Source organism: Microbacterium sp. CH1 (genome assembly GCF_001595495.1).
In the GTDB taxonomy this organism is placed as follows: Bacteria; Actinomycetota; Actinomycetes; order Actinomycetales; family Microbacteriaceae; genus Microbacterium.
The window spans coordinates 42,445-65,445 of sequence record NZ_LOSO01000002.1 but is presented as its reverse complement, the minus strand read 5'-3'; the positions used below and the strand labels follow the sequence as shown (position 1 = coordinate 65,445).

Annotated in this window: 21 protein-coding genes; 15 read left to right on the top strand and 6 right to left on the bottom strand. The window is 72.5% G+C overall.

What is annotated here, in order from left to right:
* Window positions 1–82: 82 nt before the first annotated feature.
* Window positions 83–1,120, bottom strand: a complete 1,038-nt coding sequence (locus tag AUV07_RS01180) for an FUSC family protein (RefSeq protein ID WP_062633146.1) — start codon at window positions 1,118–1,120, stop codon at window positions 83–85.
* A 101-nt stretch (window positions 1,121–1,221) separates the two neighbouring features.
* On the opposite strand from AUV07_RS01180, the gene AUV07_RS01175 reads away from it, so the two are divergent.
* From AUV07_RS01175 to AUV07_RS01115, 13 genes are all read left to right on the top strand, one after another.
* Entirely contained in the window at window positions 1,222–1,677 is a 456-nt protein-coding gene (locus AUV07_RS01175; protein WP_025104032.1) for an SRPBCC family protein, read from the top strand.
* A 95-nt stretch (window positions 1,678–1,772) separates the two neighbouring features.
* Window positions 1,773–2,861, top strand: a complete 1,089-nt coding sequence (locus AUV07_RS01170; protein WP_231868162.1) for a DUF998 domain-containing protein — start codon at window positions 1,773–1,775, stop codon at window positions 2,859–2,861.
* 132 nt (window positions 2,862–2,993) lie between these two features.
* Window positions 2,994–3,215: a hypothetical protein gene (locus AUV07_RS01165; RefSeq protein WP_062633144.1), complete on the top strand. Its 222-nt coding sequence runs from the start codon at window positions 2,994–2,996 to the stop codon at window positions 3,213–3,215.
* A 65-nt stretch (window positions 3,216–3,280) separates the two neighbouring features.
* A complete protein-coding gene (locus tag AUV07_RS18075; protein ID WP_197462089.1) occupies window positions 3,281–6,148 on the top strand; it encodes a helix-turn-helix transcriptional regulator in 2,868 nt (955 codons plus the stop codon).
* A gap of 73 nt (window positions 6,149–6,221) precedes the next feature.
* A complete protein-coding gene (locus AUV07_RS01155) occupies window positions 6,222–6,425 on the top strand; it encodes a cold-shock protein (protein WP_025104028.1) in 204 nt (67 codons plus the stop codon).
* 233 nt (window positions 6,426–6,658) lie between these two features.
* Window positions 6,659–7,684, top strand: coding sequence for an iron-siderophore ABC transporter substrate-binding protein (locus AUV07_RS01150; protein WP_062633141.1), 1,026 nt, complete (start codon window positions 6,659–6,661; stop codon window positions 7,682–7,684).
* Between the two features lie 32 nt (window positions 7,685–7,716).
* On the top strand, window positions 7,717–8,760 hold the full coding sequence (locus AUV07_RS01145) for a FecCD family ABC transporter permease (protein ID WP_062633139.1): 1,044 nt from the start codon (window positions 7,717–7,719) through the stop codon (window positions 8,758–8,760).
* Entirely contained in the window at window positions 8,757–9,830 is a 1,074-nt protein-coding gene (locus AUV07_RS01140; RefSeq protein ID WP_062633136.1) for a FecCD family ABC transporter permease, read from the top strand. The genes AUV07_RS01145 and AUV07_RS01140 overlap by 4 nt, the downstream gene beginning before the upstream one ends.
* Entirely contained in the window at window positions 9,827–10,627 is an 801-nt protein-coding gene (locus tag AUV07_RS01135; protein WP_025104024.1) for an ABC transporter ATP-binding protein, read from the top strand. Before AUV07_RS01140 ends, AUV07_RS01135 begins: the two co-directional genes overlap by 4 nt.
* Window positions 10,617–11,570: a siderophore-interacting protein gene (locus AUV07_RS01130; RefSeq protein WP_062633134.1), complete on the top strand. Its 954-nt coding sequence runs from the start codon at window positions 10,617–10,619 to the stop codon at window positions 11,568–11,570. The genes AUV07_RS01135 and AUV07_RS01130 overlap by 11 nt, the downstream gene beginning before the upstream one ends.
* Window position 11,571: 1 nt before the next feature.
* Window positions 11,572–12,411 (top strand): ABC transporter ATP-binding protein, encoded by an 840-nt coding sequence (locus AUV07_RS01125; protein ID WP_062633132.1) that lies wholly within the window; start codon window positions 11,572–11,574, stop codon window positions 12,409–12,411.
* 24 nt (window positions 12,412–12,435) lie between these two features.
* Window positions 12,436–13,467, top strand: a complete 1,032-nt coding sequence (locus AUV07_RS01120) for an ABC transporter substrate-binding protein (protein ID WP_062633130.1) — start codon at window positions 12,436–12,438, stop codon at window positions 13,465–13,467.
* A complete protein-coding gene (locus AUV07_RS01115) occupies window positions 13,464–15,542 on the top strand; it encodes an iron ABC transporter permease (RefSeq protein ID WP_082802804.1) in 2,079 nt (692 codons plus the stop codon). The genes AUV07_RS01120 and AUV07_RS01115 overlap by 4 nt, the downstream gene beginning before the upstream one ends.
* Window positions 15,543–15,610: 68 nt before the next feature.
* Here AUV07_RS01115 and AUV07_RS01110 read toward each other — a convergent pair whose 3' ends face one another.
* On the bottom strand, window positions 15,611–16,453 hold the full coding sequence (locus AUV07_RS01110; protein WP_062633128.1) for an alpha/beta fold hydrolase: 843 nt from the start codon (window positions 16,451–16,453) through the stop codon (window positions 15,611–15,613).
* A gap of 95 nt (window positions 16,454–16,548) precedes the next feature.
* On the opposite strand from AUV07_RS01110, the gene AUV07_RS01105 reads away from it, so the two are divergent.
* Window positions 16,549–17,115 carry a TetR/AcrR family transcriptional regulator gene (locus AUV07_RS01105; protein WP_062633126.1) on the top strand — a complete coding sequence of 189 codons (567 nt, stop codon included), beginning with the start codon at window positions 16,549–16,551 and terminating at the stop codon, window positions 17,113–17,115.
* Window positions 17,116–17,200: 85 nt separating this feature from the next.
* Window positions 17,201–18,016: a TspO/MBR family protein gene (locus tag AUV07_RS01100; protein WP_062633124.1), complete on the top strand. Its 816-nt coding sequence runs from the start codon at window positions 17,201–17,203 to the stop codon at window positions 18,014–18,016.
* Here the strand turns inward: AUV07_RS01100 and AUV07_RS01095 are convergent.
* From AUV07_RS01095 to AUV07_RS01080, 4 genes are all read right to left on the bottom strand, one after another.
* On the bottom strand, window positions 18,013–18,684 hold the full coding sequence (locus AUV07_RS01095) for a response regulator (RefSeq protein WP_062633122.1): 672 nt from the start codon (window positions 18,682–18,684) through the stop codon (window positions 18,013–18,015). The two genes, AUV07_RS01100 and AUV07_RS01095, sit on opposite strands and share 4 nt — an antisense overlap.
* Entirely contained in the window at window positions 18,681–21,242 is a 2,562-nt protein-coding gene (locus tag AUV07_RS01090; RefSeq protein WP_062633120.1) for an ATP-binding protein, read from the bottom strand. Before AUV07_RS01090 ends, AUV07_RS01095 begins: the two co-directional genes overlap by 4 nt.
* Entirely contained in the window at window positions 21,239–21,844 is a 606-nt protein-coding gene (gene kdpC, locus AUV07_RS01085) for a potassium-transporting ATPase subunit KdpC (protein ID WP_062633116.1), read from the bottom strand. The genes AUV07_RS01090 and kdpC overlap by 4 nt, the downstream gene beginning before the upstream one ends.
* Window positions 21,845–21,864: 20 nt before the next feature.
* Window positions 21,865–23,001: HAD-IC family P-type ATPase (locus AUV07_RS01080; RefSeq protein ID WP_157523855.1), on the bottom strand; the 1,137-nt coding region annotated here is incomplete at its 5' end.

The following is a 23,001-nucleotide window of genomic DNA, read 5'->3' as shown; positions in this document are numbered from 1 at the left end:
CCACCCCTTTCGGTGCGTCCCGGCCCGTTGCGGACGCACTTACGGGGCCGGGAGGCGCGAAAGGGGGTGGGTCGGCGGGAGGTCAGTCCTCGTCGAGGAGTTCGCCGCGGATGCGACGGAGGTCTTCCATGAGGGAGCCGATGAGGATCCAGTGCTGCGAGGACGGCGGACGGATCACGAGCGGAGCCGTCAGAGCGGGGATCGCGGAGGTCAGCGGCTCGGGCTCCGCGGAGGGCGCCGTGGTCTGCACCGCGAGGCGCACGTCGTGTCCGGCGCGGCGGAGCTGCTCGGCGATCGCGGCCACCGCGGGCTCCTCGCCGAGCCGGTCGTCGTAGTGGTCGAAGTAGGCGCGGGTCATGCCGATGGTCTGCGTGACGATGGGCGAGAGCCGGTCGAGCAGCGCCTTCAGCTCCTGCAGGTCGGCACGATGGGTCGAACGCCGCGGATTCAGCGTGAGCGACTCCTCCCCGGCGGCGATCGCGGCGGCGGCAGCATCCTTCATGGGCCGCAGCAGCCGCACCTCGACCATGAGCTCCTGCAGCCGCGCCGGCGTCTGCGGGGCGGGCAGGGCGTCCGCCAGGCGGTCGAGGCTCGCGGCGAGCTCCCGCCCGAGCAGCCCCACGTTCCGCCGCGCCGGCTCGACGAGCACCGGGGGCACGATCAGCGCGTTCACGACGATGCCGATCGCCACCCCGATCAGGGTCTCCACGATCCGGGCGACCGCGTACTCCGGGCTCGACGACCCCAGCGCCAGCACGAGCATCGCCGAGATCGCGACCTGGTTGCCGGTGCCGGGGGACGCCCGGAAGATCCACGCCACGAGCATCGCGACGACGATCGCCAGCAGCACGATCCAACTCGGCGAGCCGAGGAGCAGGCCGAGACCGACCGCGATGACGACCCCGACGATCACGCCGATGCTGCGCTCGAGCGCCTTCGACAGCGACTGGTTGACGCTGGGCTGCACGACCAGGAGCGCGGCGATCGCGGCGAACACCGGCAGCTGCCCGGGGAAGACCCAGCCCGCGATCAGCCACGCGGCGATGGTCGCCGCGGCCGACTTCACCACCTGCAGCAGGGGGGAGCGCTGGGAGGCGCGGATCGCGGCGGGGATGCGCATGACCTCCACGGTAGTCGCGCCGATGTCAACCCCATCGCCCTTCTCGCGCGCAGCAGGCTGAATGGAGGCACACGAACGACGAACAAGTGAGGAGCATCCCCATGGTGCAGATCATCGAGACCATCGACGTCGACGTTCCCGTCCGCACGGCGTACAACCAGTGGACGCAGTTCGAGAGCTTCCCGAAGTTCCTCGACGAGGTCGTCTCCATCACGCAGATCGACGAGACCCACACGCACTGGAAGGTGAACGTGGGGGGCGCGGAGCGTGAGTTCGACGCCGAGATCACCGAGCAGCACCCGGATGAGCGCGTCGCGTGGAACAGCGTCGGCGGCGAGACCGAGCACGCGGGCGTCGTGACGTTCCACAAGCTCGACGACAACACCACGCGGGTGACCGTCCAGCTCGACTGGGCGCCGGAGGGGCTGCTGGAGAAGGTCGGTGCGCTGGTCGGCGCGGGATCCCACGCGGTGAAGAAGGATCTGAAGAACTTCAAGGAGTTCATCGAGGGCCGTGGCGTCGAGACCGGCGCCTGGCGCGGTGACGTGGACGCCTGACACCTCGGCTTCGAGGCCCGGGACCGCTGTCTGCGGCCCCGGGCCTCGTCGCGTGCGGGGGTGCGGGGGTCGGACGGGCGTGCTTGCATGGGCGCATGGACACGAGGGAGCGTCTGCGCGGCGAGGGGCGGGCCGTCCTCGCGACCGTGGTCTGCTTCGTCGGGGGAGCTCTCGCCGGGGCGCTGCTCCTCGACGGTCCGCCGCGGCCGCTGACCGGTGAGGGAGGCCTCGCGCTGCCCGCCGCGGGAGTCGCCGGCGGCATCACGGCTCTGGCCTTCGTCATCAGCACGCTCCTGCACCGTCGGGAGGAGGCCGCGGGGATGCCGCGCTGGCAGCGGGCGGTGTCACGGCTCTCCGCCGCCGCGCTCACCGTGGCTTTCGGGGCCGTGACGGCGATGGGCGTGCTGCTCACCGCGGAGGTGCTCGCGGCGGGCCTGCGGGGTCTCGCGCTCGGAGCGATCGGCGGCGGGCTGCTCACGGGGGTCGCGGCGGCGGTCGGCGGACGACTCGCGTTCGGTGCGGGGATCGGTCTCCGGACCGCCGACCTCGCCGGGCTCCTGTTCGGGTTCCTCGTGATCGGCACGCTGTTCGCGATGGTGACCGCCGTCGACCCCCGGTGGTGGGAGGAGAACTTCTCGCAGCTCGGGGTGGGCTGGGCATTCAACGGCACCCTCGTCGTGGCCGGGCTGCTGGTCGCCACCGTCGGCGCGTACATCGGCCGCGACCTGCACCGGCTGCTCGGCGACGACGCGCTGTCCCGGATCGCGACCGTGGTCGTGCTGTGGGCCGCGGCCGGACTCGCGCTCGCCGCCGTCGGGCTCCTGCCGCTGTACCGGGCCCCCGTTCCGCACGACATCGCTGCCGTCGCGGCGCTGCTCCTCTTCCTCGGGGCTGCCGCCGCGACGACGCTGACCGTCCCGGGCCGACCCCTGGCCCTCGTGGTGACCTCCGTCGCGGTGGGGGTGCTCGTGGTCGCGGCCGTGCTGCTGTGGTGGCCGCTCGGCTTCTTCCCGGTGACCGCGGTGGAGGCGGTCGTCGTCGGGCTCGGGCTGCTGTGGATGACGACGCTCGTGCGGGTGCTCGCGATCCTCGTGCCGGAGGGGACCCGTCCGTCCGCGCGGCCCTCGCTCTGGCAGGGCAGGCAGTCGCGCGAGCTCAGGCGGGTTCGCGCGCCAGGAGCCTGATGCGGCGCGGGCGCCTGTGCCGGCATAGGGAGCCGAGGGCGAGAGGGACGCGGAAGATAGGGCATCCGTCCGATGTGGCGGGGGCACCTCAGAGCGGAGTGTAGGGATACACCGAACCGTCGAGGAGACATCATGTTCGAGCACCCGTATCTCAGCCACCAGGTCACCGTCTTCGAGCAGGAGCAGATCGAACGCGCGGTCGCCCGGCGCCGGACGCTCCTGGAGCACGCGGATCAGATCGTGCCGCGTCCGGCGGGTCCGCTGCGTCGGCTCCTGCGCCGCCTCGCACGCCGGGGAACGCCGGTGCCGCGGGCGTCCCGAGCGGGAGCGTGCGATCCGGTCGTCGCCCGATGACGGACGGCGTCGTGCTGTCGTTCCCCGGCTCTCCGGATGTCCGGGGGGAGTGGCACGATGGGTCCATGGCCCCAGCCCCCTCCGCCGCGATGGTCGGGCGTGACGCCGAGATCGCCGGGATGCGCCGCCTGTTCGACGGTGTGCGCCAGGGCGTGCCCGCCGCGCTGCTCGTCGAGGGCGAGGCCGGAATCGGCAAGACCCGGCTGGTGCGGGAGTTCGGCGCCGAGATCACGAGCGCGGCAGACGTGCACGTCGGCTGGTGCCTCGACCTCGGCGCCTCGCGTGCGCCGTTCGGACCCCTCGCGGGCATCCTCCGCTCGCTCGTGGAGCGGCTGGGAGCCGAGCGCGTGCGTGAGGCGGTCGGCGTGGGCGTCGAGGCGCTCGGCATGCTGCTGCCCGAGCTCGTCGACGCCCCCGCCGGCCGCGACCGCACCAGTCCCGAACGCCTGCGCGACGCGATCGCCTCCCTCATCGAGGCCGCCACGGAGCTGGCGCCGCAGGTTATCGTCGTCGAAGACCTGCACTGGGCCGACGACTCGACCCTCGCGATCCTTTCCTTCCTCCTGCGCACGCTCGACCGCGGCCGCCTGCTGCTGCTCATCACCTGCCGCACCGACGACGTGCGCCGAGGCGACGCGGTGAGCCGGTTCATCGGCGAGGCCACGCGGGCGCGACTGCTCGAACGGATGACGGTACCGCGTCTCGACGACCATGCCGTCGGTGAGCTCGTCGCGCAGATCACGGGACGCGCGCCGACCGCGACGGCGCTGGAGCGGCTGCAGGTCCGGGCGGAGGGCGTCCCCTTCTTCGTGGAGGAGATCGCCGGGTGCGCCCAGGGGCCCCTGCCGGAGAGTCTGCGCGACCTCCTGCTCGCCCGGTTCGACCGTCTCGGAGACGATGCGCGCCGCGTGGTGCAGGTCCTGTCCGGCGCCGAGCGGCCGCTCACGGATCCGCTGCTGCTGCGTCTCGTCGAGCTTCCGGAGGATCGGGTCGACGACGCCGTCCGCGAGGCCGTGCGCAGCGGCATCATCGTCGTCGGCGAAGACGACTACCGGTTCCGGCACGCGCTGCTGCGCGAAGCCGTGCACGACGATCTGCTGCCCGGAGAGCGCGCGCGTCTGCACCGCGCCTACGCCGAGGCGCTGGACGAGGACGGCGGCGGCGACGCGGCGGCCCTGGCCCACCACTGGCAGCTCGCGCAGGACGATCGTCGCGCCATCGCGTCCGCCGCCGACGCCATGCGGCAGGCCAAGGCCCAGTACGCCTTCGCCAGTGCGGCGCGGTTCGGGGAGCTCGTCCTCGAACTCTGGCCGCTCGTGCCGGACGCGGAGGAGGCGACGGGGTTCGCTCGTCTCGACCTCCTCCACGTGCTCGGGTCGGTCCTCCGCAACGCCGGTGACGGCGAGCGGGCGCTGGCGGTCGCCAATGTCGCGCTGAGCGAGGTCGACCCGGCGACGGTCGACCCGCGGCTGCACGCGCGCCTGCTCCGCAACAAGGCGCTGTATCTCGTCAATCTCGGACGCCTCGGGGCCATCCCGCTCCTCCAGGAGGCGCTCGCGCTCGCGGAGCGCGTCGACGACGAGGCGTTCCGCGCGGAGCTGCTGAACCAGCTGGCGAGCCGTCGCATGATCGCGGGCGATCGCGAGGAGGCGATCCGGCTCGCCGACGAGGCGGAGCGTCGGGCCGCGGGCGCCGCGACGACGGATCAGCTCTCGATCGCCGCGAACGTCCGCGGCGGGTCGCTGGCCCATCTCGGCCGGGTCGCGGAGGGGGTGCGCGAGTACGAGCGTGCGCGCGACCTCGCCGCCGGATCCACGGCCGAGATGCGCTACCGCGTCAACTACTCCGACCTGCTGACGCTGCTGGGGCGCTACCGGGAGGCCGTCGCCGTCGCCGAGGAGGGTCTGCGCCGGGCTCGTGAGCTCCGCGTCGAGCGCACCTCGGGTTCGATCATGGCGCAGAACATGATCGTGCCGCTGCTCGAGCTCGGCGAGATCGACCAGGTCGAGGACATGCTGGCCCGCGACTTCCTGCAGGGCACGCTGCGGGTGTTCCGGATGTACGTGAGCATGACCCGGGTGCGGGTGCTCGCCTGGCGGGGCCGGGCCGCGGAGGCCGCGGAGACCCTGCAGGAGTGGCTGCCGGCGTTCGAGGAGACCGGAGTCTCGGAGCGGCAGATCTGGTACGACCGGATCACGATGCAGGTCGCCGTCGCCGAGAGTCAGGGCGACCTCCGCGGGGCGCTCGACGTGATCGGGGAGATGCTGGAGGACGACCGGCCGGCGTTGCTGCATCAGCGGCGGCTGCTCCTGGAGGCGGGGGCCCTCGTGACGGCGCTGCGTGCGGGCGGAGCCGACGTCGATGCGGCCGTCGCGGCCGTGCGGACGGCCTGGGAGGCGCAGCCGCCGGAGCTGCAGGACGACGCGTGGTCGACGGTGCTGCACGCCCTGCTCGACCCGAGTCCGGCCGCGGTCGACGAGGCGCTGCGGTGCGCGGACGGCGACGACGTGCCGGTCACCTTCCGTGTGGTGCTGCGGCTCGAGCGGGCCCGGCTGCACGTCGCCGACGGAGAGCGCGCCGAGGCCGCTGCCGTGCTGACGGCGGCGACGGCGATCGCCGAGGGGCTCGGCCATGTGCCGCTGCAGAAGGCTCTGGCGGGGTTCGGCGAGGCGGCAGGGCTGCGTCCGACCGGGCCCCGCGAGGCCGCCGACGCGGAGCAGCTGACGGCCAGGGAGCGGCAGGTGCTCGCCCTGATCGCGGAGGGACTGAGCAACCGCCAGATCGGGGAGCGCCTGTTCATCAGCGTGAAGACCGTCAGCGTCCACGTCTCGGCGGTGCTGCGGAAGCTCGGCGTGAGCACGCGCACCGAGGCGGCGCTCGCCCATCGCACGGCCGAAGAAGGGGAGTCCCGTCAGTCCGCCGTGGTAGCGTGACCGAGCATGCATGTCGGATCATCGGCATGATGCAGGCCGCGCGAGCGGCCGGTCAACAGAAAGTAGAAAACACATGGCCACTGGCACTGTGAAATGGTTCAACGCAGAGAAGGGCTTCGGCTTCATCGCTCCCGATGACGGCACCGAAGACCTCTTCGCCCACTACTCGGCTATCGCCGGCTCCGGTTTCAAGGAGCTCCGCGAGAACCAGAAGGTCGAATTCGACGCTGAGCGTGGCCCCAAGGGCATGCAGGCGGCGAACATCCGCGCTCTCTGAGCGTGCGCTGACTTCCTGAAGCCGGCCGGATCCGTACGGGTCCGGCCGGCTTTTCGCTGCCCCGGCACTTTCGAATCGCCCACTGTGCGGCATCCGGGCGCCGGATGGGACAAGGTGAGCGATTCGAAACGGGAGTGAGGGCGCCCTAACCTCCGTGTTAGATTAGGCGAGGCTTACCAAAGGCCGGACGCTCTCGCGTCGACACCCCATCTCCCATCCCGAAGGGAACGCCTGTGCGCACCTCTCGACTCCTCGCCCTCGGCGCGGCCGCCGCGCTCGCCGTGACGCTGTCCGCCTGCTCGTCCTCCGCGCCGGAGTCGACCGCGACCACCGGCGGCAACCCGGCTTCCGACGACGCGTTCCCCGTCACCATCGAGCACGTCTACGGCGAGACGACCATCGACGAGAAGCCCGAGCGCGTGGCGACGATCGCGTGGGCGAACCACGAGGTGCCGCTGGCCCTCGGCATCGTCCCGGTCGGCATGAGCAAGGCCACCTGGGGCGACGACGACGACAACGGCATCCTCCCCTGGGTCGAGGAGAAGCTCGACGAGCTCGGCGGCGAGACCCCGGTGCTCTTCGACGAGACCGACGGCATCGACTACGAGGCCGTGGCCGACACCGCTCCCGACGTGATCCTCGCCGCCTACTCCGGCCTCACGCAGGAGGAGTACGACACGCTCTCCAAGATCGCCCCGGTCGTCGCCTACCCCGACGTCGCGTGGGGCACCTCCGTCGACGACATGGTCGAGATGAACGCCAAGGCCCTGGGGCTCGAGGACGAGGGCGAGGCCCTGATCGAGGACCTGCACGCCGACGCCGACGCCGCCCTCGCGGCCAACAGCGCACTCGAGGGCAAGAAGGTGCTCTTCGCCTACTTCGACCCGAGCGACCTCAGCCAGATCGGCTACTACACCGCGGCCGACACCCGCCCCGGCTACCTGCACGACCTCGGCCTGCCGCTCCCCGCGATCGTCGAGGAGAACGAGGACAGCGACCAGTTCTACCTGCAGGTGAGCGCCGAGGAGGCGCAGAAGTTCGACGACGTGGACGTGCTGGTGACATACGGCGACGACTCCACCCTGGCCACGCTGCAGGCCGACCCGCTGCTGTCGAAGATCCCCGCCATCGCGGAGGGCCGCGTTGCCATCCTCCCGGACGCCACGCCCATCGCCGCATCGGCGAACCCGTCGGCGCTCTCGATCCCGTGGGGTCTCGAGGACTACCTGGCCATCCTCGCCGCGCCGCTCGCGAAGTAAGCTCCGCGTCCGCCCCCCAGCGGAGAGTCGTCGTGATCTCAGCACCCGTCCTCGCGTCGGACGCCGCCACCCTGCGGCGTCCGACGGTGGTGCGCACCCTCTGGCTGCTCGCCGGGGTCGGAGTGATCCTCGTGCTCGTCGTGCTCTCGGTGTCGTTCGGAGTGCGCGCGGTCACGCTCGACGACATCCTCGCGGCGCTCTCCGGCCAGACCGACACGATCGCGCAGGCGGCGGTCGTCAAGCGCATCCCGCGCACGGTGCTCGCGCTCCTCGTGGGGGCGGCCCTCGCGCTCGCCGGGGCGACCATGCAGGCCGTCACCCGCAACCCGGTCGCCGACCCCGGCATCCTCGGTGTCTCGAACGGCGCCTCCTTCGCGGTCGTTCTCGGCATCGCGTTCTTCGGACTCAGCAACCCCTACGGGCAGATGGCCTTCGCGATCGTCGGCGCGGCGGCCGCCGCCGTCTTCGTGTACACCGTCGGCTCCCTCGGCCGTGGCGGGGCCACACCGCTCAAGCTGGCTCTCGCGGGGGCGGCGACCTCCGCCGCCTTCGCCTCGCTCATCAGCGCGGTCATGCTGCCGCGGGTCGACCTGCTGCAGACGTTCCAGTCGTGGCAGATCGGCGGCGTCGGCGGGGCGGAGTGGCCGCGGATCGCGATCACCGCCCCGGTCCTCGCGGTCGGCGCCCTCATCTGCTTCCTGTGCGCCCGGGGCATGAACTCCCTCGCCCTCGGCGACGACATGGCCAAGGGACTCGGCGAGCACGTGCTGCGCACCCGGATGCTGTCGGCCCTCGGCGCGGTCATCCTCGCCGGCGCGGCCACGGCGATCGCGGGACCGATCGGGTTCGTCGGGCTCATCGTCCCGCACATGTGCCGGCTGCTCGTGGGCACCGACCACCGGTGGCTGCTGCCGTTCTCGGCCCTCGCCGGCGCCGCGCTGCTCACCGCGAGCGACATCGTCGGCCGCGTGATCTCGCCGTCGTCCGAGGAGATCCAGGTCGGCATCATCACCGCGATCATCGGGGCGCCGTTCTTCATCTGGATCGTCCGCCGACAGAAGGTGCGGGAGCTGTGAGCACGACCGAGCACACCCTCGTCCGCGGCGACGAGTCCGCCGCCGCCCGCACCGCGCGCATCGTCGCCGGCCGCCGGGCACGCCACCGCCGTCATGCCGTGGTCACCCTCGCGCTCGGGGTCGTCGTGATCGTGCTGTTCGTCGTGGCACTCATGGTCGGCAACACCTTCTACCCGCTCGACGAGGTCATCCGCGTGATCCTCGGCGAGACGGTGCCCGGCGCGTCGTTCACCGTCGGCGACCTGCGGCTCCCCCGCGCGGTCCTCGCGATCCTCACGGGCCTCGCGTTCGGCATGGCGGGCGTCACCTTCCAGACCATGCTGCGCAACCCGCTCGCCTCGCCGGACATCATCGGCATCTCGAACGGCGCCGGCGCCGCCGCGGTGTTCGGCATCGTCGTGCTCTCGCTCAACGGCCCTGCCGTCTCGCTCCTCGCGCTCGTCGGCGCCCTCGTGACGGCGCTGGCGATCTACCTCCTCGCCATCAAGGGCGGCTTCGCGGGCACCCGCCTCATCCTCATCGGGATCGGCGTCGCGGCGATGCTGCAGAGCGTCATCTCCTACCTGCTGTCCCGGGCCGCGAACTGGGACATCCAGACCGCGATGCAGTGGCTCACCGGCAGCCTCAACAACGCGTCGTGGGAGCGGGTGCTGCCGATGGCGATCGCGGCCGCGATCCTCGTGCCGCTGCTGCTCTCGCAGGGGCGGGCGCTGGGGACGCTCCAGCTCGGCGACGACTCCGCCGCGGGGCTCGGCGTGCGGGTCACCGCCACGCGCCTCGTCTTCATCTTCGGGGCCGTGGCCCTCCTCGCCTTCGCGACCGCCGCCACCGGGCCGATCGCGTTCGTCGCGTTCATGGCCGGACCCATCGCCGCGCGGCTCACCGGTCCCGGCGCCACGCTGCTGCTGCCCAGCGGTCTCGTCGGCGCGGTGCTCGTGCTCGGCGGCGACCTCATCGCCCAGTTCGCGCTCGGCGCGCGCTACCCGGTGGGCGTCGTCACCGGCGTCGTCGGCGCGCCGTACCTCATCTATCTGCTCATCCGCACCAACCGCACCGGAGGCTCGCTGTGACCGCCGCCCACCGCCTGTCCGCCGAGGGGGTCACCCTCTCGTACGGCGACCGCACCGTGGTCGAGGGCCTCGACCTGCAGATCGCGCCGGGGAAGATCACCACGATCGTCGGCGCGAACGGCTGCGGCAAGTCGACGCTGCTGCGTGCCCTCGCCCGGCTGCTGTCCCCGGGGGACGGAGAGGTCGTGCTCGACGGGAAGTCGATCCACGCCCGGCCCACGAAGGAGGTCGCGCGCATCCTCGGCCTCCTGCCCCAGTCGCCCGTGGCCCCCGAGGGCATCGCCGTCGCCGACCTCGTCGGTCGCGGGCGTCACCCCCACCAGCGGGCCCTGTCGCGGTGGAGTGCGCACGACTACGAGGTCGTCGCCGACGCCCTGGACGCGACCGGCATCAGCGACCTCGCCGACCGCAGCGTGGACGAGCTCTCCGGCGGTCAGCGGCAGCGCGTCTGGATCGCGATGGCCCTCGCGCAGGAGACCGACATCCTGCTGCTGGACGAGCCGACGACGTTCCTCGACGTCGCCCACCAGGTCGAGGTGCTCGACCTCCTCACCGACCTCAGTGTCGCGCGCGGCACCACGATCGTCATGGTGCTGCACGACCTCAACCTCGCCGCGCGCTACGCCGACGAGCTCGTCGCCATGAAGGACGGCCGCGTGCACGCGATCGGCGCCCCGCAGGACGTCGTCACCGCCGAGCTCGTGCAGGAGGTCTTCGGCCTCCCCAACCAGATCACCATCGACCCGGTCTCCGGCAAGCCGATGGTCACCCCCATCGGAAGGCATCATGTCCGCTGAATCCACCACGACCGAGCGCCCGACCTACATCCTCACCCGCGCCGAGGTGCGCGCCGTCTCCCGCGTCTCCCCCTCGTTCGTGCGGGTGACCCTCGGCGGCGAGGAGCTCAGCGAGCTGGGGACGCCGGGGGAGGTGTACGACAGCCGGGTGAAGCTCGTCTTCCCGCCCGCGTCCGGCGTGCTCGCCGAGATCGACCGGTCGACGTACGACTGGTGGGGTTCGTACCTGGCCGTCCCGGAGGAGGAGCGCGGCTCGATGCGCACCTACTCCGTCCGTGACCTGCGGGTCGCCGACGACGGCCGCACCGAGGTCGACATCGACTTCGTGCTGCACCTGGAGCCGGGGCTCACCGGTCCGGCCTCTCGGTGGGCGAGCACGGCCGCAGTGGGTCAGGAGCTGTGGCTGGTCGGCCCGCGTCGGGGCGTCGTCGCGCACGGCGGCGCGGAGTACGCGCCCGGGGCGGCGACCTCGGTGGTCCTCGTCGGGGACGAGACCGCCGCCCCCGCCATCGCCCGCATCCTGGAGGACGCCCCGCGCGACCTCCGGGGCACGGCGTTCATCGAGGTGCCGTCGCCCGCGGACGTCCTCGCGATCGACGTTCCGGCGGGGGTGGACGTGCACTGGCTGCCGCGCGACGCCGGCGAGCCGCACGGGTTCCGCCTCATCCCCGCGGTGCTCGAGCACCTGGGCGACGACGATGCCGGGGACGAGATCCGCGTCACCGACATCGAGGGGGAGGACCTCCTCTGGGAGACCCCCGAGTACTCGAGCCTGGGGGAGGAGATCGCGCCCGACGACGCGGCCGGCCGCTACTTCTGGATCGCGGGCGAGAGCGGTGTCGTGACGACGCTGCGTCGGCACCTCGTGAAGGACCTCGGGATCGACCGCGCACAGGTCGCGTTCATGGGCTACTGGCGCCGCGGCGTCGCGATGCGGGGCTGAGATGACCGACGCCATCGATCGCCACAGCCTCGCGGGGGAATCCCTCGTCCTCGGCTACGGCCGCACCCGGGTCGTGCACGACGTCTCCCTGCGCCTCGCGCCGGGCCGGGTGACCGCGCTGATCGGACCGAACGGCAGCGGCAAGTCGACCGTCCTCCGCGCCCTCGCGCGGCTGCACCGCATCGAGGCGGGGACCGTGCGCGTCGGCGGCGGGGAGTCGCGCGACGCCGCCGCCCTCTCCGCCAAGGAGTTCGCGAAGACCGTCGCGATGCTGTCGCAGTCCCGGCCGCATCCGTCCGGGATCGAGGTCTCCGACGTGGTCGCCTACGGCCGCCACCCGCACCGCGGGCGGTTCTCCGGCGTGAGCGACGCCGACCGCGCCGCCGTCGCGCGCGCCCTCGCCCTCACCGGCCTCTCCGCGATGGCCGCCCGCCCGGTCGACCAGCTCTCCGGCGGCGAGCTGCAGCGCGTCTGGCTGGCGACCGCACTCGCCCAGGACACCGGGGTGCTGCTGCTCGACGAGCCGACCAATCACCTCGACCTGCGGTACCAGGTGGAGACCCTCGACCTGGTGCGGGAGCTCGCCGACGACCACGGCACCGCGCTCGGCGTCGTGCTGCACGACCTCGACCACGCCGCCTCGGTCGCCGACGACGTCGTGCTGATGCACCGCGGGCGGGTGCACGCGGCGGGGGCTCCCGCCGAGGTGCTCACCGGCGAGAACCTGTCGCAGGTGTACGGCCTGCGCATCGACACCGCCCTCGACGAGGAGACCGGCCTGGTGCGGGTGCGTCCGCGCGGCCGCCACCACGGTCGCCTCCGCGCCCCCTCCGCCTCCTGATCCCGACCCCTGAAGGAACCACCGATGAAGAAGACCCCCCTCGCCGTGCTCGCCCTCGGCGGCGCCCTCACCCTCGCGCTCGCCGGCTGCGGCACCACGCAGACGCCGTCCGCCGAGGGGTCCGACGCCCCGACCTCGACGAGCGCGGGCTGCACGGACGACACCACGAGCACCTCGACCGGGGCGGTCTCCGTCACCGACGACCTCGGCCGCACGGTCGAGCTCGACAAGCCGGCCGAGCGCATCGCGGTGCTCGAGTGGCAGCAGATCGAGGACGCGCTGTCGCTGTGCGTGACGCCGGTCGCGGTGGCCGACGCCGAGGGGTACAGCACCTGGGTCACCGCGGAGGAGCTGCCGGAGGGCGTCGTGGACGTGGGCACCCGCCAGGAGCCGAATCTGGAGACGCTGTTCGGCACCGATCCCGACCTCGTGATCGTCGAGGTCAACGCCGCGGACGACCCCATCGTCGCGCAGCTCGAGGCTTACGACGTGCCCGTGCTCGCGACGATCGGCGCCGATGCGAAGGACCCGATCGCCAAGATGCTGAACACCTTCGACCTCATCGCGCAGGTCACCGGCCGTGAGGAGCGGGCCGACGTCGTCACCGAGGAGTTCCAGGAGCACCTCGACACCGCGAAGGCCGAGCTCGCCGACCGCGACCTCGCCACGACCGACTTCGTGTTCTTCGACGGCTGGGTCGACGGCGGCAACGTGGCGCTGCGTCCGTTCGGCCAGGGCTCGCTCGTCGGCGAGGTGGGCGAGGAGCTCGGGCTGACGAACACCTGGACCGGCGAGGTCGACCCCGTGTACGGCCTCGGGCAGACCGATGTCGAGGGCATGACCACGGTCGGCGACGCGAACCTGTTCTACACCGGCACCGCGGACCCGGATTCCGAGAGCTTCGTCGACGCCCTCGCGGACAACCCCGCCTGGACCTCGCTCCCCGCGGTGGCGGAGAACCGCCTGACCGCGTTCCCGGCCGGTATCTGGACCTTCGGCGGCCCGCGCTCGACCGCGCAGATCATCGACGGCTACCTGGAGGTGCTCTCGAAGTGACGGAGACCCTCCGCCTCGACGACACGACGGCGACCGCGGAGCCCGACGCCCCGGCGTCCGCCGTCCCCGTGGGGGCGGAGGGTCGGAAGCCCGCGGTGTGGACGGGCGTCGGTGTGCTCGTCGCTCTCGCCGTCGTGCTGGTCGCGGTCGCCTGCTGGCACCTCACCCAGGGCACGAGCGGCGCGGTGTTCGCCGACGCCGACGTCCTCTGGGGCTCGCGGGTGCCGCGGCTCGCCGCCGGTGTCGCGGTGGGCGTGGCCCTCGGGGTCGCCGGCATCCTGCTGCAGTCCCTCGCCCGCAACGCCCTCGCGTCGCCGGACACGCTGGGCGTGACCGCCGGGGCCTATCTCGCCGTCACGGCGCTCGCCGCATTCGGGATCGCCGTGCCGGTGTGGGCCTCCGGGGCGGTGGCGTTCGCGGGCGGCATCGTCGCCGCGGGCATCGTGCTCGGACTCGCCGGAGGGGCGGGGTCGTCCACGACCCGCCTCATCCTCGCCGGCACCGCGCTCGCGCTCGCCTTCCAGGCCGCGACCTCGACGCTGCTCATCCTGTTCGACGAGGAGACCAAGGGACTGCTCGCCTGGGGGAGCGGGAGCCTGTCGCAGCTCGGACTCACCGCATTCCTCCAGGCGGCGCCGGTCGTCGTGGTCGTCACGGTGCTCGCGCTCCTGCTCGCGCGGCGCCTCGACATCCTCACCCTGGGGGACGACACCGCCTCGTCGCTCGGCGTGCCGATCCGGTCGACCAGGGCCATCGGGATCCTGCTCGCGGTCACCCTCACGGCGGTCGCGGTGACGCTCGCCGGGCCGATGGGATTCGTGGGGCTGTGCGCGCCGGTGCTCGCGCGGCTGCTGACGCGCGTGGTGCCGAGCCTGAACCGCCACGTGCTGCTGATCCCCGCGTCGGGGCTCCTCGGCGCCCTCGTCGTCATCCTCTCCGACGCCCTCCTGCGCGCGCTGATCGGCGCGGAGGCCGCGATCCTCATCCCGACCGGTGTCGCGACGACGCTGCTCGGCGCGATCGTGCTCGTGCTCATGGCCCGGCGCCTCCGCGACGCCGGTCCCACGCGGGAGCCTCCGCGGGTGCGCTTCGGCGTCCGCAGCCGCCTGCGCTTCCGGATCACCATCGCCCTCGTCGCCCTCGGCCTGGTCGGGGTGCTCCTGCTCGGACTGCTCGCCGGGCACACGTGGCTGCTCACCGGCGACATCGCGCTGTGGCTGCAGGGGCAGGCTCCCGCTCCCATCGCCTTCGCCCTCGACGAGCGCGCGCCGCGGATCGTGGCCGCCGTGGTCGCCGGCGCCGCGCTCGCCCTCTCCGGCGCCGTGATCCAGGGGGTGAGCCGCAACCCGCTCGCCGACCCGGGCATCCTCGGCGTCACCGGCGGCGGCGGCCTGGGCGCGGTGCTGGTGATCACGAGCATCACGTCGTCGACGGGCGGGATGATCGCGGGAGCCGTCACGGGCTCGCTGCTCGCCTTCGCCCTCGTCTATCTGCTGTCGTGGCGGGGCGGGCTGAACGCGGACCGGTTCCTGCTGATCGGCATCGGGGTCTCGTACTTCACGGTCTCGCTCACGACCTTCCTCCTGCTTCGGTCGAACCCGTGGGACACCCCCAAGATCTACACCTGGCTCTCCGGCACGACCTACGGGCGGGTGTGGGAGCAGGTCATCCCGCTGGCGGTCGTCCTCGTGATCGCGGTGCCGTTCGTGGTGATGAGTCGCCGGGAGCTCGACGTGCTGTCCCTCGACGAGGACACGCCGCGACTGGTCGGCATCCGGCTGGAGCCCGTCCGGTTGACGCTGCTGCTGGTGGCGGCCGTCCTGGCGGCGCTGAGCGTGACGGCGATCGGGGTCATCGGCTTCGTGGGGCTCGTGGCGCCGCACGCCGCGCGGGCCTTGGTGGGCGCACGGCACTCGCGGGTGATCCCGACGGCGGTGCTCCTCGGCGGGCTGCTCGTCGGCATCGCGGACACCATCGGCCGGACGGTGATCGCCCCCGCGCAGCTTCCGGCGGGTCTCGTGGTCGCGCTGATCGGCGCCCCGTACTTCGTCTGGCTGCTCTGGCGCTCCCGCTGACCCGCTTCGAATCGCGCAAATGGCCCCATTCCCGGGGGAAATGGGGCCATTCAGGCGATTCGAACGGGTTACCGGGCCAGGAACTGCGTCAGGGCGGCGTTGACCTCGTCGGCGTGGGTCCAGAGGAGGCCGTGCGGGGCGCCCTCGACCTCGACGTACTCGGCCTCGGGGACGGCCTGGTGGAAGCGGCGGGCGGTCGCGTCGATCGGCAGGATGTTGTCCTTCGTGCCGTGCAGGATCAGGGTGGGCTTGCCGGCGGCGGCCACGGCCTTCACGTCGTCGCGGAAGTCCTCGATCCAGGTCGGGACCACGGCGTACGCGGCGACCGGCGCGCTGGTGACGGAGAGGTTCCAGTTCGCGTCGACGACCTGCTGGCTGATGCGCGTGCCGAGGTTCTCGTCGAGGTTGTAGAAGTCCGTGTAGAACTGGGTGAACCAGGCGTAGCGGTCACCCTTGGCAGCGGCCTCGATCCCGTCGAAGACCTCCTGCGGCACGCCCTCGGGGTTGTCGTCGCGCTGCACGAGGAAGGGCTCGAGCGACGCGAGGAAGGCGAGCTTCGCGACGCGCTCGTGGCCGTAGCGGCCGACGTAGCGGGCGAGCTCCCCAGTGCCCATGGAGAACCCGACGAGCGCGACGTCGCGGAGGTCGAGGGTCTCGAGCACCGTGTTCAGGTCGGCGGCGAACGTGTCGTAGTCGTAGCCGGAGCCGACCTTGGAGGACTGCCCGAAGCCGCGGCGGTCGTAGGTGATGACGCGGTAGCCCTGGGCGAGGAGCTCGCGGGTCTGGCGCTCCCAACTGTGCCCGTTGAGCGGATAGCCGTGGATCAGGACGACCGGCTGGCCGCTGCCCTGGTCTTCGTAGTAGAGCTCGATCGGGGTGGTGTTCTCGGTGCCGACGGTGATGTAACCCATGATGTGTTCCTTTCGGTGCCGGTGAGAACGATCGTTCTCGCCTGATGTGATCAATCTAGAGAACGTTCGTTCTCGTGTCAAGTAGACTTCTGGACATGACCGAAGACGAGGCCCGCGAACGCATCCTCTCCGCCGCGGAGGAGCTGTACTACCGCAAGGGCTACGCGGCGGTCGGCATGGACGAGCTGCGGGCTGCCGCCGGCGTGTCGCTGCGGCGCGTGTACTCGCTGTTCCCGGCGAAGACCGACATCGTCGCGGCGGTGCTCACCCGGAAGCACGCCGAGTGGGAGCAGGGGCTCACGGCGGCGGTGGCACAGAGCGGCGACGACCCGCGCGCCCGCCTCCTCGCGGTCTACGGCTACCTCGAGGACTGGTTCTGCAGCGACGGGTTCCGGGGCTGCGCCTTCATCAACGCGTTCGGCGAGCTCGGGGGGACGAGTCCCGAGGTCGCCGCGATCGTCCGCGCGCACAAGGCCTCGTTCCAGCAGTACATGGCGGAGCTCGTCGCGGCCACCGGTGCCCCGGCGGGTCTGGCCGCCCAGCTCTCTCTCCTCGCGGAGGGCGCGCAGAGCACCGCGGCCATCGGCGCCGACCCGGAGGCCGCCGTGCACGCGCGCCGCGCCGCCGAGGTCCTGGTCGACGCCGCCCTCGCTCCGGCCTGACGCCCATTCGCTAACTTGGTTAGCGAAACCGCAAGTCCCTGTCAAGGCCACTGCCTTCCGCTCCCGCCCCGCGTAGGGTGCGGGCATGGAGACCTCGACGAAGGGCATCGCCCGCCAGAGCCTCGTGATCGCCGCCGCCGTGTTCATGCTGATCGCCGCGGCCATCGGCGCCGGAGCGTTCGGGGGTGACTCCGTCGACGAGCTGCAGAACGGCGCGCTCTCGGCCCAGGGGTCGTACCTCGCCCCCGCCGGACCGGCGTTCTCGATCTGGTCGCTCATCTACCTCGGACTCCTCGCCTACACCGTGTGGCAGGCCCTCCCCGCGCAGCGCCAGGACGAGCGTCAGCAGGCGGTCGGCGGCTGGACCGCCCTCTCCATGGTCCTCAACGGCCTCTGGCTGGTGACCGCGCGGTACCTGACGCTGTGGCTCACCGTGCTCGTGATCGCGCTGCTGCTCGCGACGCTCGCGCGCATCATCGTGCTCCTCGGCCGGTTCCCCGCCCGCTCCCTCGCCGACCGCCTCCTCACCGACGGCGCGAACGGCCTGCACTTCGGCTGGGTCACGATCGCGACGGTCGCCAACACCGCCGCCTGGCTCACGCAGACCGTCCCGGAGATCGGGGCGGATGCCCCCGACGCCTGGGCCGTCGCCGTGCTCGTCGTCGTGCTGGTGATCGGTGCCGCATCGGCCTGGTTCACCGGCCGTCTCGCCCCGGCGCTGGCAACGGCCTGGGGGCTGAGCTGGCTCGCGATCGGGCGTCTCACGGGCGAGCCGGAGAGCACGCCCACCGCCGTCACCGCGATCATCGTCGCCGTCCTGCTCGTCGTCGTCGGCGTCGTGGCCGTCCTCCGTCGGCGGCGCCTCGCCGGCACGCGTGACCGCGCCCCGCTCGGTCGCTAGAGGACCAGCCGGTACCCCATGCCCGACTCGGTCAGCAGGTGCACGGGCGCCGAGGGCTCCCGCTCCAGCTTCTTGCGGAGCTGGGACATGTACAGCCGGAGGTAGCCGGAGTCGGACACCTGCGCGCTGCCCCAGATCTCCTTGAGGAGGTCCTGCCGGGTCACCAGCGCGCCCGGGTGCCGTGCGAGGTGCTCCAGCATCCGCCACTCGGTCGGCGTGAGGTGCACACGGCTGCCGGCGCGGGTCACGGTCTTCGTCGCGAGGTCGACGACGACGTCCCCGAACGCGACCACGGACTCCCCGTTCGCGGCGACCGCGCGGCGGGAGAGCGCCCGGAGCCGGGCCAGCAGTTCATCCACCTGGAAGGGCTTCGTGACGAAGTCGTCCGCCCCCGCGTCCAGCGCCTCGACCTTGTCGGCCGACCCCGTCCTCCCCGACACGACGATGATGGGCACGCTCGTCCAGCCGCGCAGGGCCTGGATCACCTCGATGCCGTCGAGCCGGGGCATGCCGAGGTCGAGCATGATGAGGTCGGGATGGGTCTGCGCCGCGGCGGCGATCGCGGCGGCGCCATCGGCGGCCACGACGACCTCGTAGCCGTGGGCCGCGAGGGTGATCCGCAGCGCCCGCACCATCTGGGGGTCGTCGTCGGCGATGAGGAGCTTCACTCCGTGCCCTCCGTGTCGGCGGTCCCTGCGGCGAGCGGCAGGGAGATGACCATGGTGAGTCCGCCCCCGGGGGTGTCCTCCGGTGTCAGGCTACCGCCCATGCCCTCGGTGAATCCGCGGGACAGCGCGAGCCCGAGCCCCAGCCCCGTCGTGTTGTCGGTGTCGCCGAAGCGCTGGAACGGCTGGAAGATCGCATCTCGTCGTTCGGGCGCGATGCCCTCGCCGCGGTCGACGATCCGGATTTCCGCCCGATCCCCCAGCCGGCTGCTCGACACGAGCACGCGGGTGCCCTCGGGGGCGTGCCGGTGGGCGTTGGCGAGCACGTTCACGAGCACCCGCTGGAGCAGCACCGGGTCGGCGTGCAGCGGCGGGAGGTCGGGATCGAGCGTGAGCTCGACGTCGGCGGGGCCGAGGCCGAGCTCGTCCACGGCGGCGAGCACGGGGCCTGCCGCGTCGATCCGCTGAGCCGAGACCGCGAGCACCCCCGCCTCCACGCGGCTCACGTCCAGGAGGTCGGTGACGAGGGTGGAGAGGGTCGCGAGACTCTCGTCCGCGGTCTCCAGCAGCTCCGTGCGGTCCTCGGCGGACAGGCCGTGCGCGCCCCGGAGCCCGCCGATCGCCGCGACGGCCGAGGCGAGCGGCCGGCGCAGATCGTGACTGACGGCGGAGAGCAGGGCGCTGCGCACCTGATCGGTCTCGGCGAGGGCCTCCGCCTCCCGCGCCGTGGCTCGCAGGTCGGTGTGCTCGATGGCGGCGGCGAGCTGGGCGACGATCGCGTCGAGCAGACGGCGCTCCGGACCGGCGATCGGCTCGCCGTTGAGCTCCAGCACGGCGCGCGGGCCCCCACCGGACGCGACCCCGACCGGGATGGTCGTGGCGCGGCCGTCCGGCACCGGCTCGCCGTCGCTCGCCAGCACGTCCCCGGACGGGGTGAGCAGCCGCACGCCGCTCAGCCCGAACGCCTCCCGGGTGCGGCTGACGAGGGCGAGCACGGCGTTGTCGCCGCGGAGCACGTTCCCGGCGACGGCCGCGAGCAGCTCCGCCTCGGCGGTCGCCCGCTGCGCGGTCCTGGCCCGGCGGGCGGCCTGGTCGACGATGAGGCTCACGAGGATCGCGATGATGACGTAAAGGGTGAGGGCCAGTGCGTGCAGGGGGTGCGCGATCGTGATCGTGAACAGCGGGGCGACGAAGAGGAAGTCGAGGGTGATGCCGGAGAGCACGGCGGCGAACACGGCGGGGCGGATGCCGCCGATGAGGGCGACGACCACGACGAGGAGCTGGTAGGCGAGCACCTCGGCCGTGATCGACTCCGGGCTGCGGAACGTGAACATCAGCCACGACAGCAGCGGGCCGAAGACCAGGGCCACGCCGAAGCCCAGCGCCTGACGCCGCCAGCCGAGCGCACCGCCGGTGATGCGGGGGAGAGCGAGCCGGCCGCCCGCCGCGGCATGGGTCACGATGTGCACGTCGATGTCGCCCGAGCGGCGGATGACCTCGGCGCCGATGCCCGGCCCGGTGAGCGCGGCGGCGAGGCGGCCGCGCCGGCTCACGCCGATCACGAGCTGCGTGGCGTCGGCGCCCTGGGCGAACTCCACCAGCGTCGCCGGGATGTCGTCGCCGACCACCTGATGGTAGGTCCCGCCGAGCGACTCGACGAGGGAGCGCTGCGCGGCGAGGGCGCCGGGGGTCTCGTCGCGCAGCCCGTCCTGGGCGGTCACGTGCACGGCGAGCAGCTCCCCGCCGGCGGACCGGGCGGCGATGCGGGCCCCGCGGCGCAGCAGCGTCTCGCCCTCCGGCCCGCCGGTGAGGGCGACGACCACGCGTTCGCGCGCCTGCCACGCTCCGGCGATGCCCTGTTCGGCGCGATAACTGCGGAGCGCGCTGTCGACCTCGTCGGCGAGCCACAGCAGCGCGAGCTCCCGCAGAGCGGTGAGGTTGCCGAGCCGGAAGTAGTGCGAGAGGGCGGCGTCGATGCGCTCCGCGGGGTAGACGAGGCCCGCGGCGAGGCGGTCGCGGAGCGTCTGCGGCGCCAGGTCGACGACCTCGATCTCGTCGGCGGCGCGGACCACCGCGTCCGGGATGGTCTCGCGCTGGGCGATGCCGGTGATCTTCTCCACGACCGCGTTCAGCGACTCGATGTGCTGCACGTTCACGGTGGTGACGACGTCGATCCCCGCGTCCAGCAGCTCCTCGACGTCCTGCCAGCGCTTGGGATTCCGCGAGCCGGGGGCGTTCGTGTGCGCGAACTCGTCCACGAGCGCGATCTCCGGGCCGAGGGCGAGCACCGCGTCGAGGTCGAGCTCGGAGAGGACGACCCCGCGGTGGGCGTCCTCCCGTCGCGGCACCTCGGGCAGCCCGGAGGTCAGGGCGGCCGTGGCCGCACGGCCATGGGTCTCGACGATCGCGATGACCACGTCGCGGCCCTCGTCGCGGAGCCTCCGGCCCTCGGCGAGCATCTCGAAGGTCTTCCCGACCCCCGGCGCGGCGCCGAGGAGGACGCGCAGTCGTCCGCGGCGGTTCCGGTCCGTCGCGGGGCGCGGCGGCCGCTCTGCGCTCATGCACCCTCCCGGTCGTCGAGTGCGAGATTCAGTTCCGCGACGTTGATGCGCTCCTCGCCGAGGAACCCCAGGTCCCGCCCTTGAATCCTAGACTCCACCAGCGCCCGGACCTCGTCCTCCGGCAGGTCGCGGGCGGCCGCCACCCGCGGCACCTGGAGCAGGGCGTACGCGACGCTAATGTGCGGGTCGAGACCGGAGCCGGACGCGGTCACGGCATCCGCGGGCACCGCGGACGGATCGACCCCCTCCCTCGCGGCGATCTCGGTTTTCCGCGCGGCGATCTCGGCGACGAGGTCGGGATTCTCCGGCCCGAGGTTGCTGCCGCCCGACGAGGCCCCGTCGTACCCGTCGCCGGCCGCCGAGGGGCGGGACTGGAAGTACTCCGGCAGGGCGTCGCCCTCGGCATCCGTGAAGGACTGGCCGATGAGCGCGCTGCCCCGGTCGCCGGGGAGCAGCGAGCCGTTCGCCTGCGTGGGGAGGATGAGCTGGCCGATGCCGGTGACGAGCAGCGTGTACCCGACGCCGAGGACGAGGGTGAGGACGAGCATCGCGCGGACGGCGACACCGGCGGTGCGCACCGTGGTGCGGGTGGTGGACGACATGGCGTTCCTTTCGAGCCCGGTCAGAAGCCGGGGAGGAGGCTGACGAGGAGGTCGATGAGCTTGATGCCCACGAACGGGGCGATGACGCCGCCGAGGCCGTAGACCAGCAGATTCCGCTGCAGGATCTGCGAGGCGCTCGCCGGTCGGTAGGTCACGCCACGCAGCGCGAGCGGGATGAGGAACACGATCACGATGGCGTTGAAGATGATCGCGCTCGTGACCGCCGAGGCCGGCGAGTGCAGCTGCATGATGTTCAGCGCCGCGAGTCCGGGGAACACGCCCATGAACATCGCCGGGATGATGGCGAAGTACTTCGCGATGTCGTTCGCGAGCGAGAACGTCGTCAGCGCGCCGCGGGTGATGAGCAGCTGCTTGCCGATGCGGACGATGTCGATGAGCTTGGTCGGGTCGGAGTCGAGGTCGACCATGTTGCCCGCCTCCTTGGCCGCGGAGGTGCCCGTGTTCATCGCGACGCCGACGTCGGCCTGGGCGAGTGCGGGGGCATCGTTCGTGCCGTCCCCGGTCATCGCGACGAGGCGCCCGCCCTCCTGCTCGCGGCGGATGAGGTCGAGCTTGTCCTCCGGGGTGGCCTCGGCGAGGTAGTCGTCGACGCCCGCCTCGGCCGCGATGGCCTTCGCGGTGAGCGGGTTGTCTCCGGTGATCATGACCGTGCGGATGCCCATGCTGCGCAGCTCGTCGAACCGCTCCCGCAGGCCGTCCTTGACGATGTCCTTGAGGTGCACGACCCCGAGGATCCGATGGGTCCCTGAGCTTGTCGAAGGGCCTGAGCCCGGCTGGATCCCTGAGCTTGTCGAAGGGCCTGAGCCTGTCGAAGGGCCCTGCACCGCGACCACGAGAGGCGTGCCGCCGCCCGAGGCGACGTCGTCGGTGAGGGTCGTGAGCTCGTCATCGGGGGTCTGCCCCAGCCAGGCCGCCACGGCCGAGGCGGCGCCCTTGCGGATCTGCGTGCCGTCGGCGAGGTCGAGACCGCTCATGCGCGTCTGCGCCGTGAACGGGACGACGACGGCGTCCGCCGGGGCCTCGACGCGGATCCCGCGGGCGGCGGCGAGTTCGACGATCGATGCGCCCTCCGGCGTCGGGTCGGCGAGGGAGGAGAGAGCGGCGGTGCGCAGCAGCTCCTCGGCGTCCACTCCGGT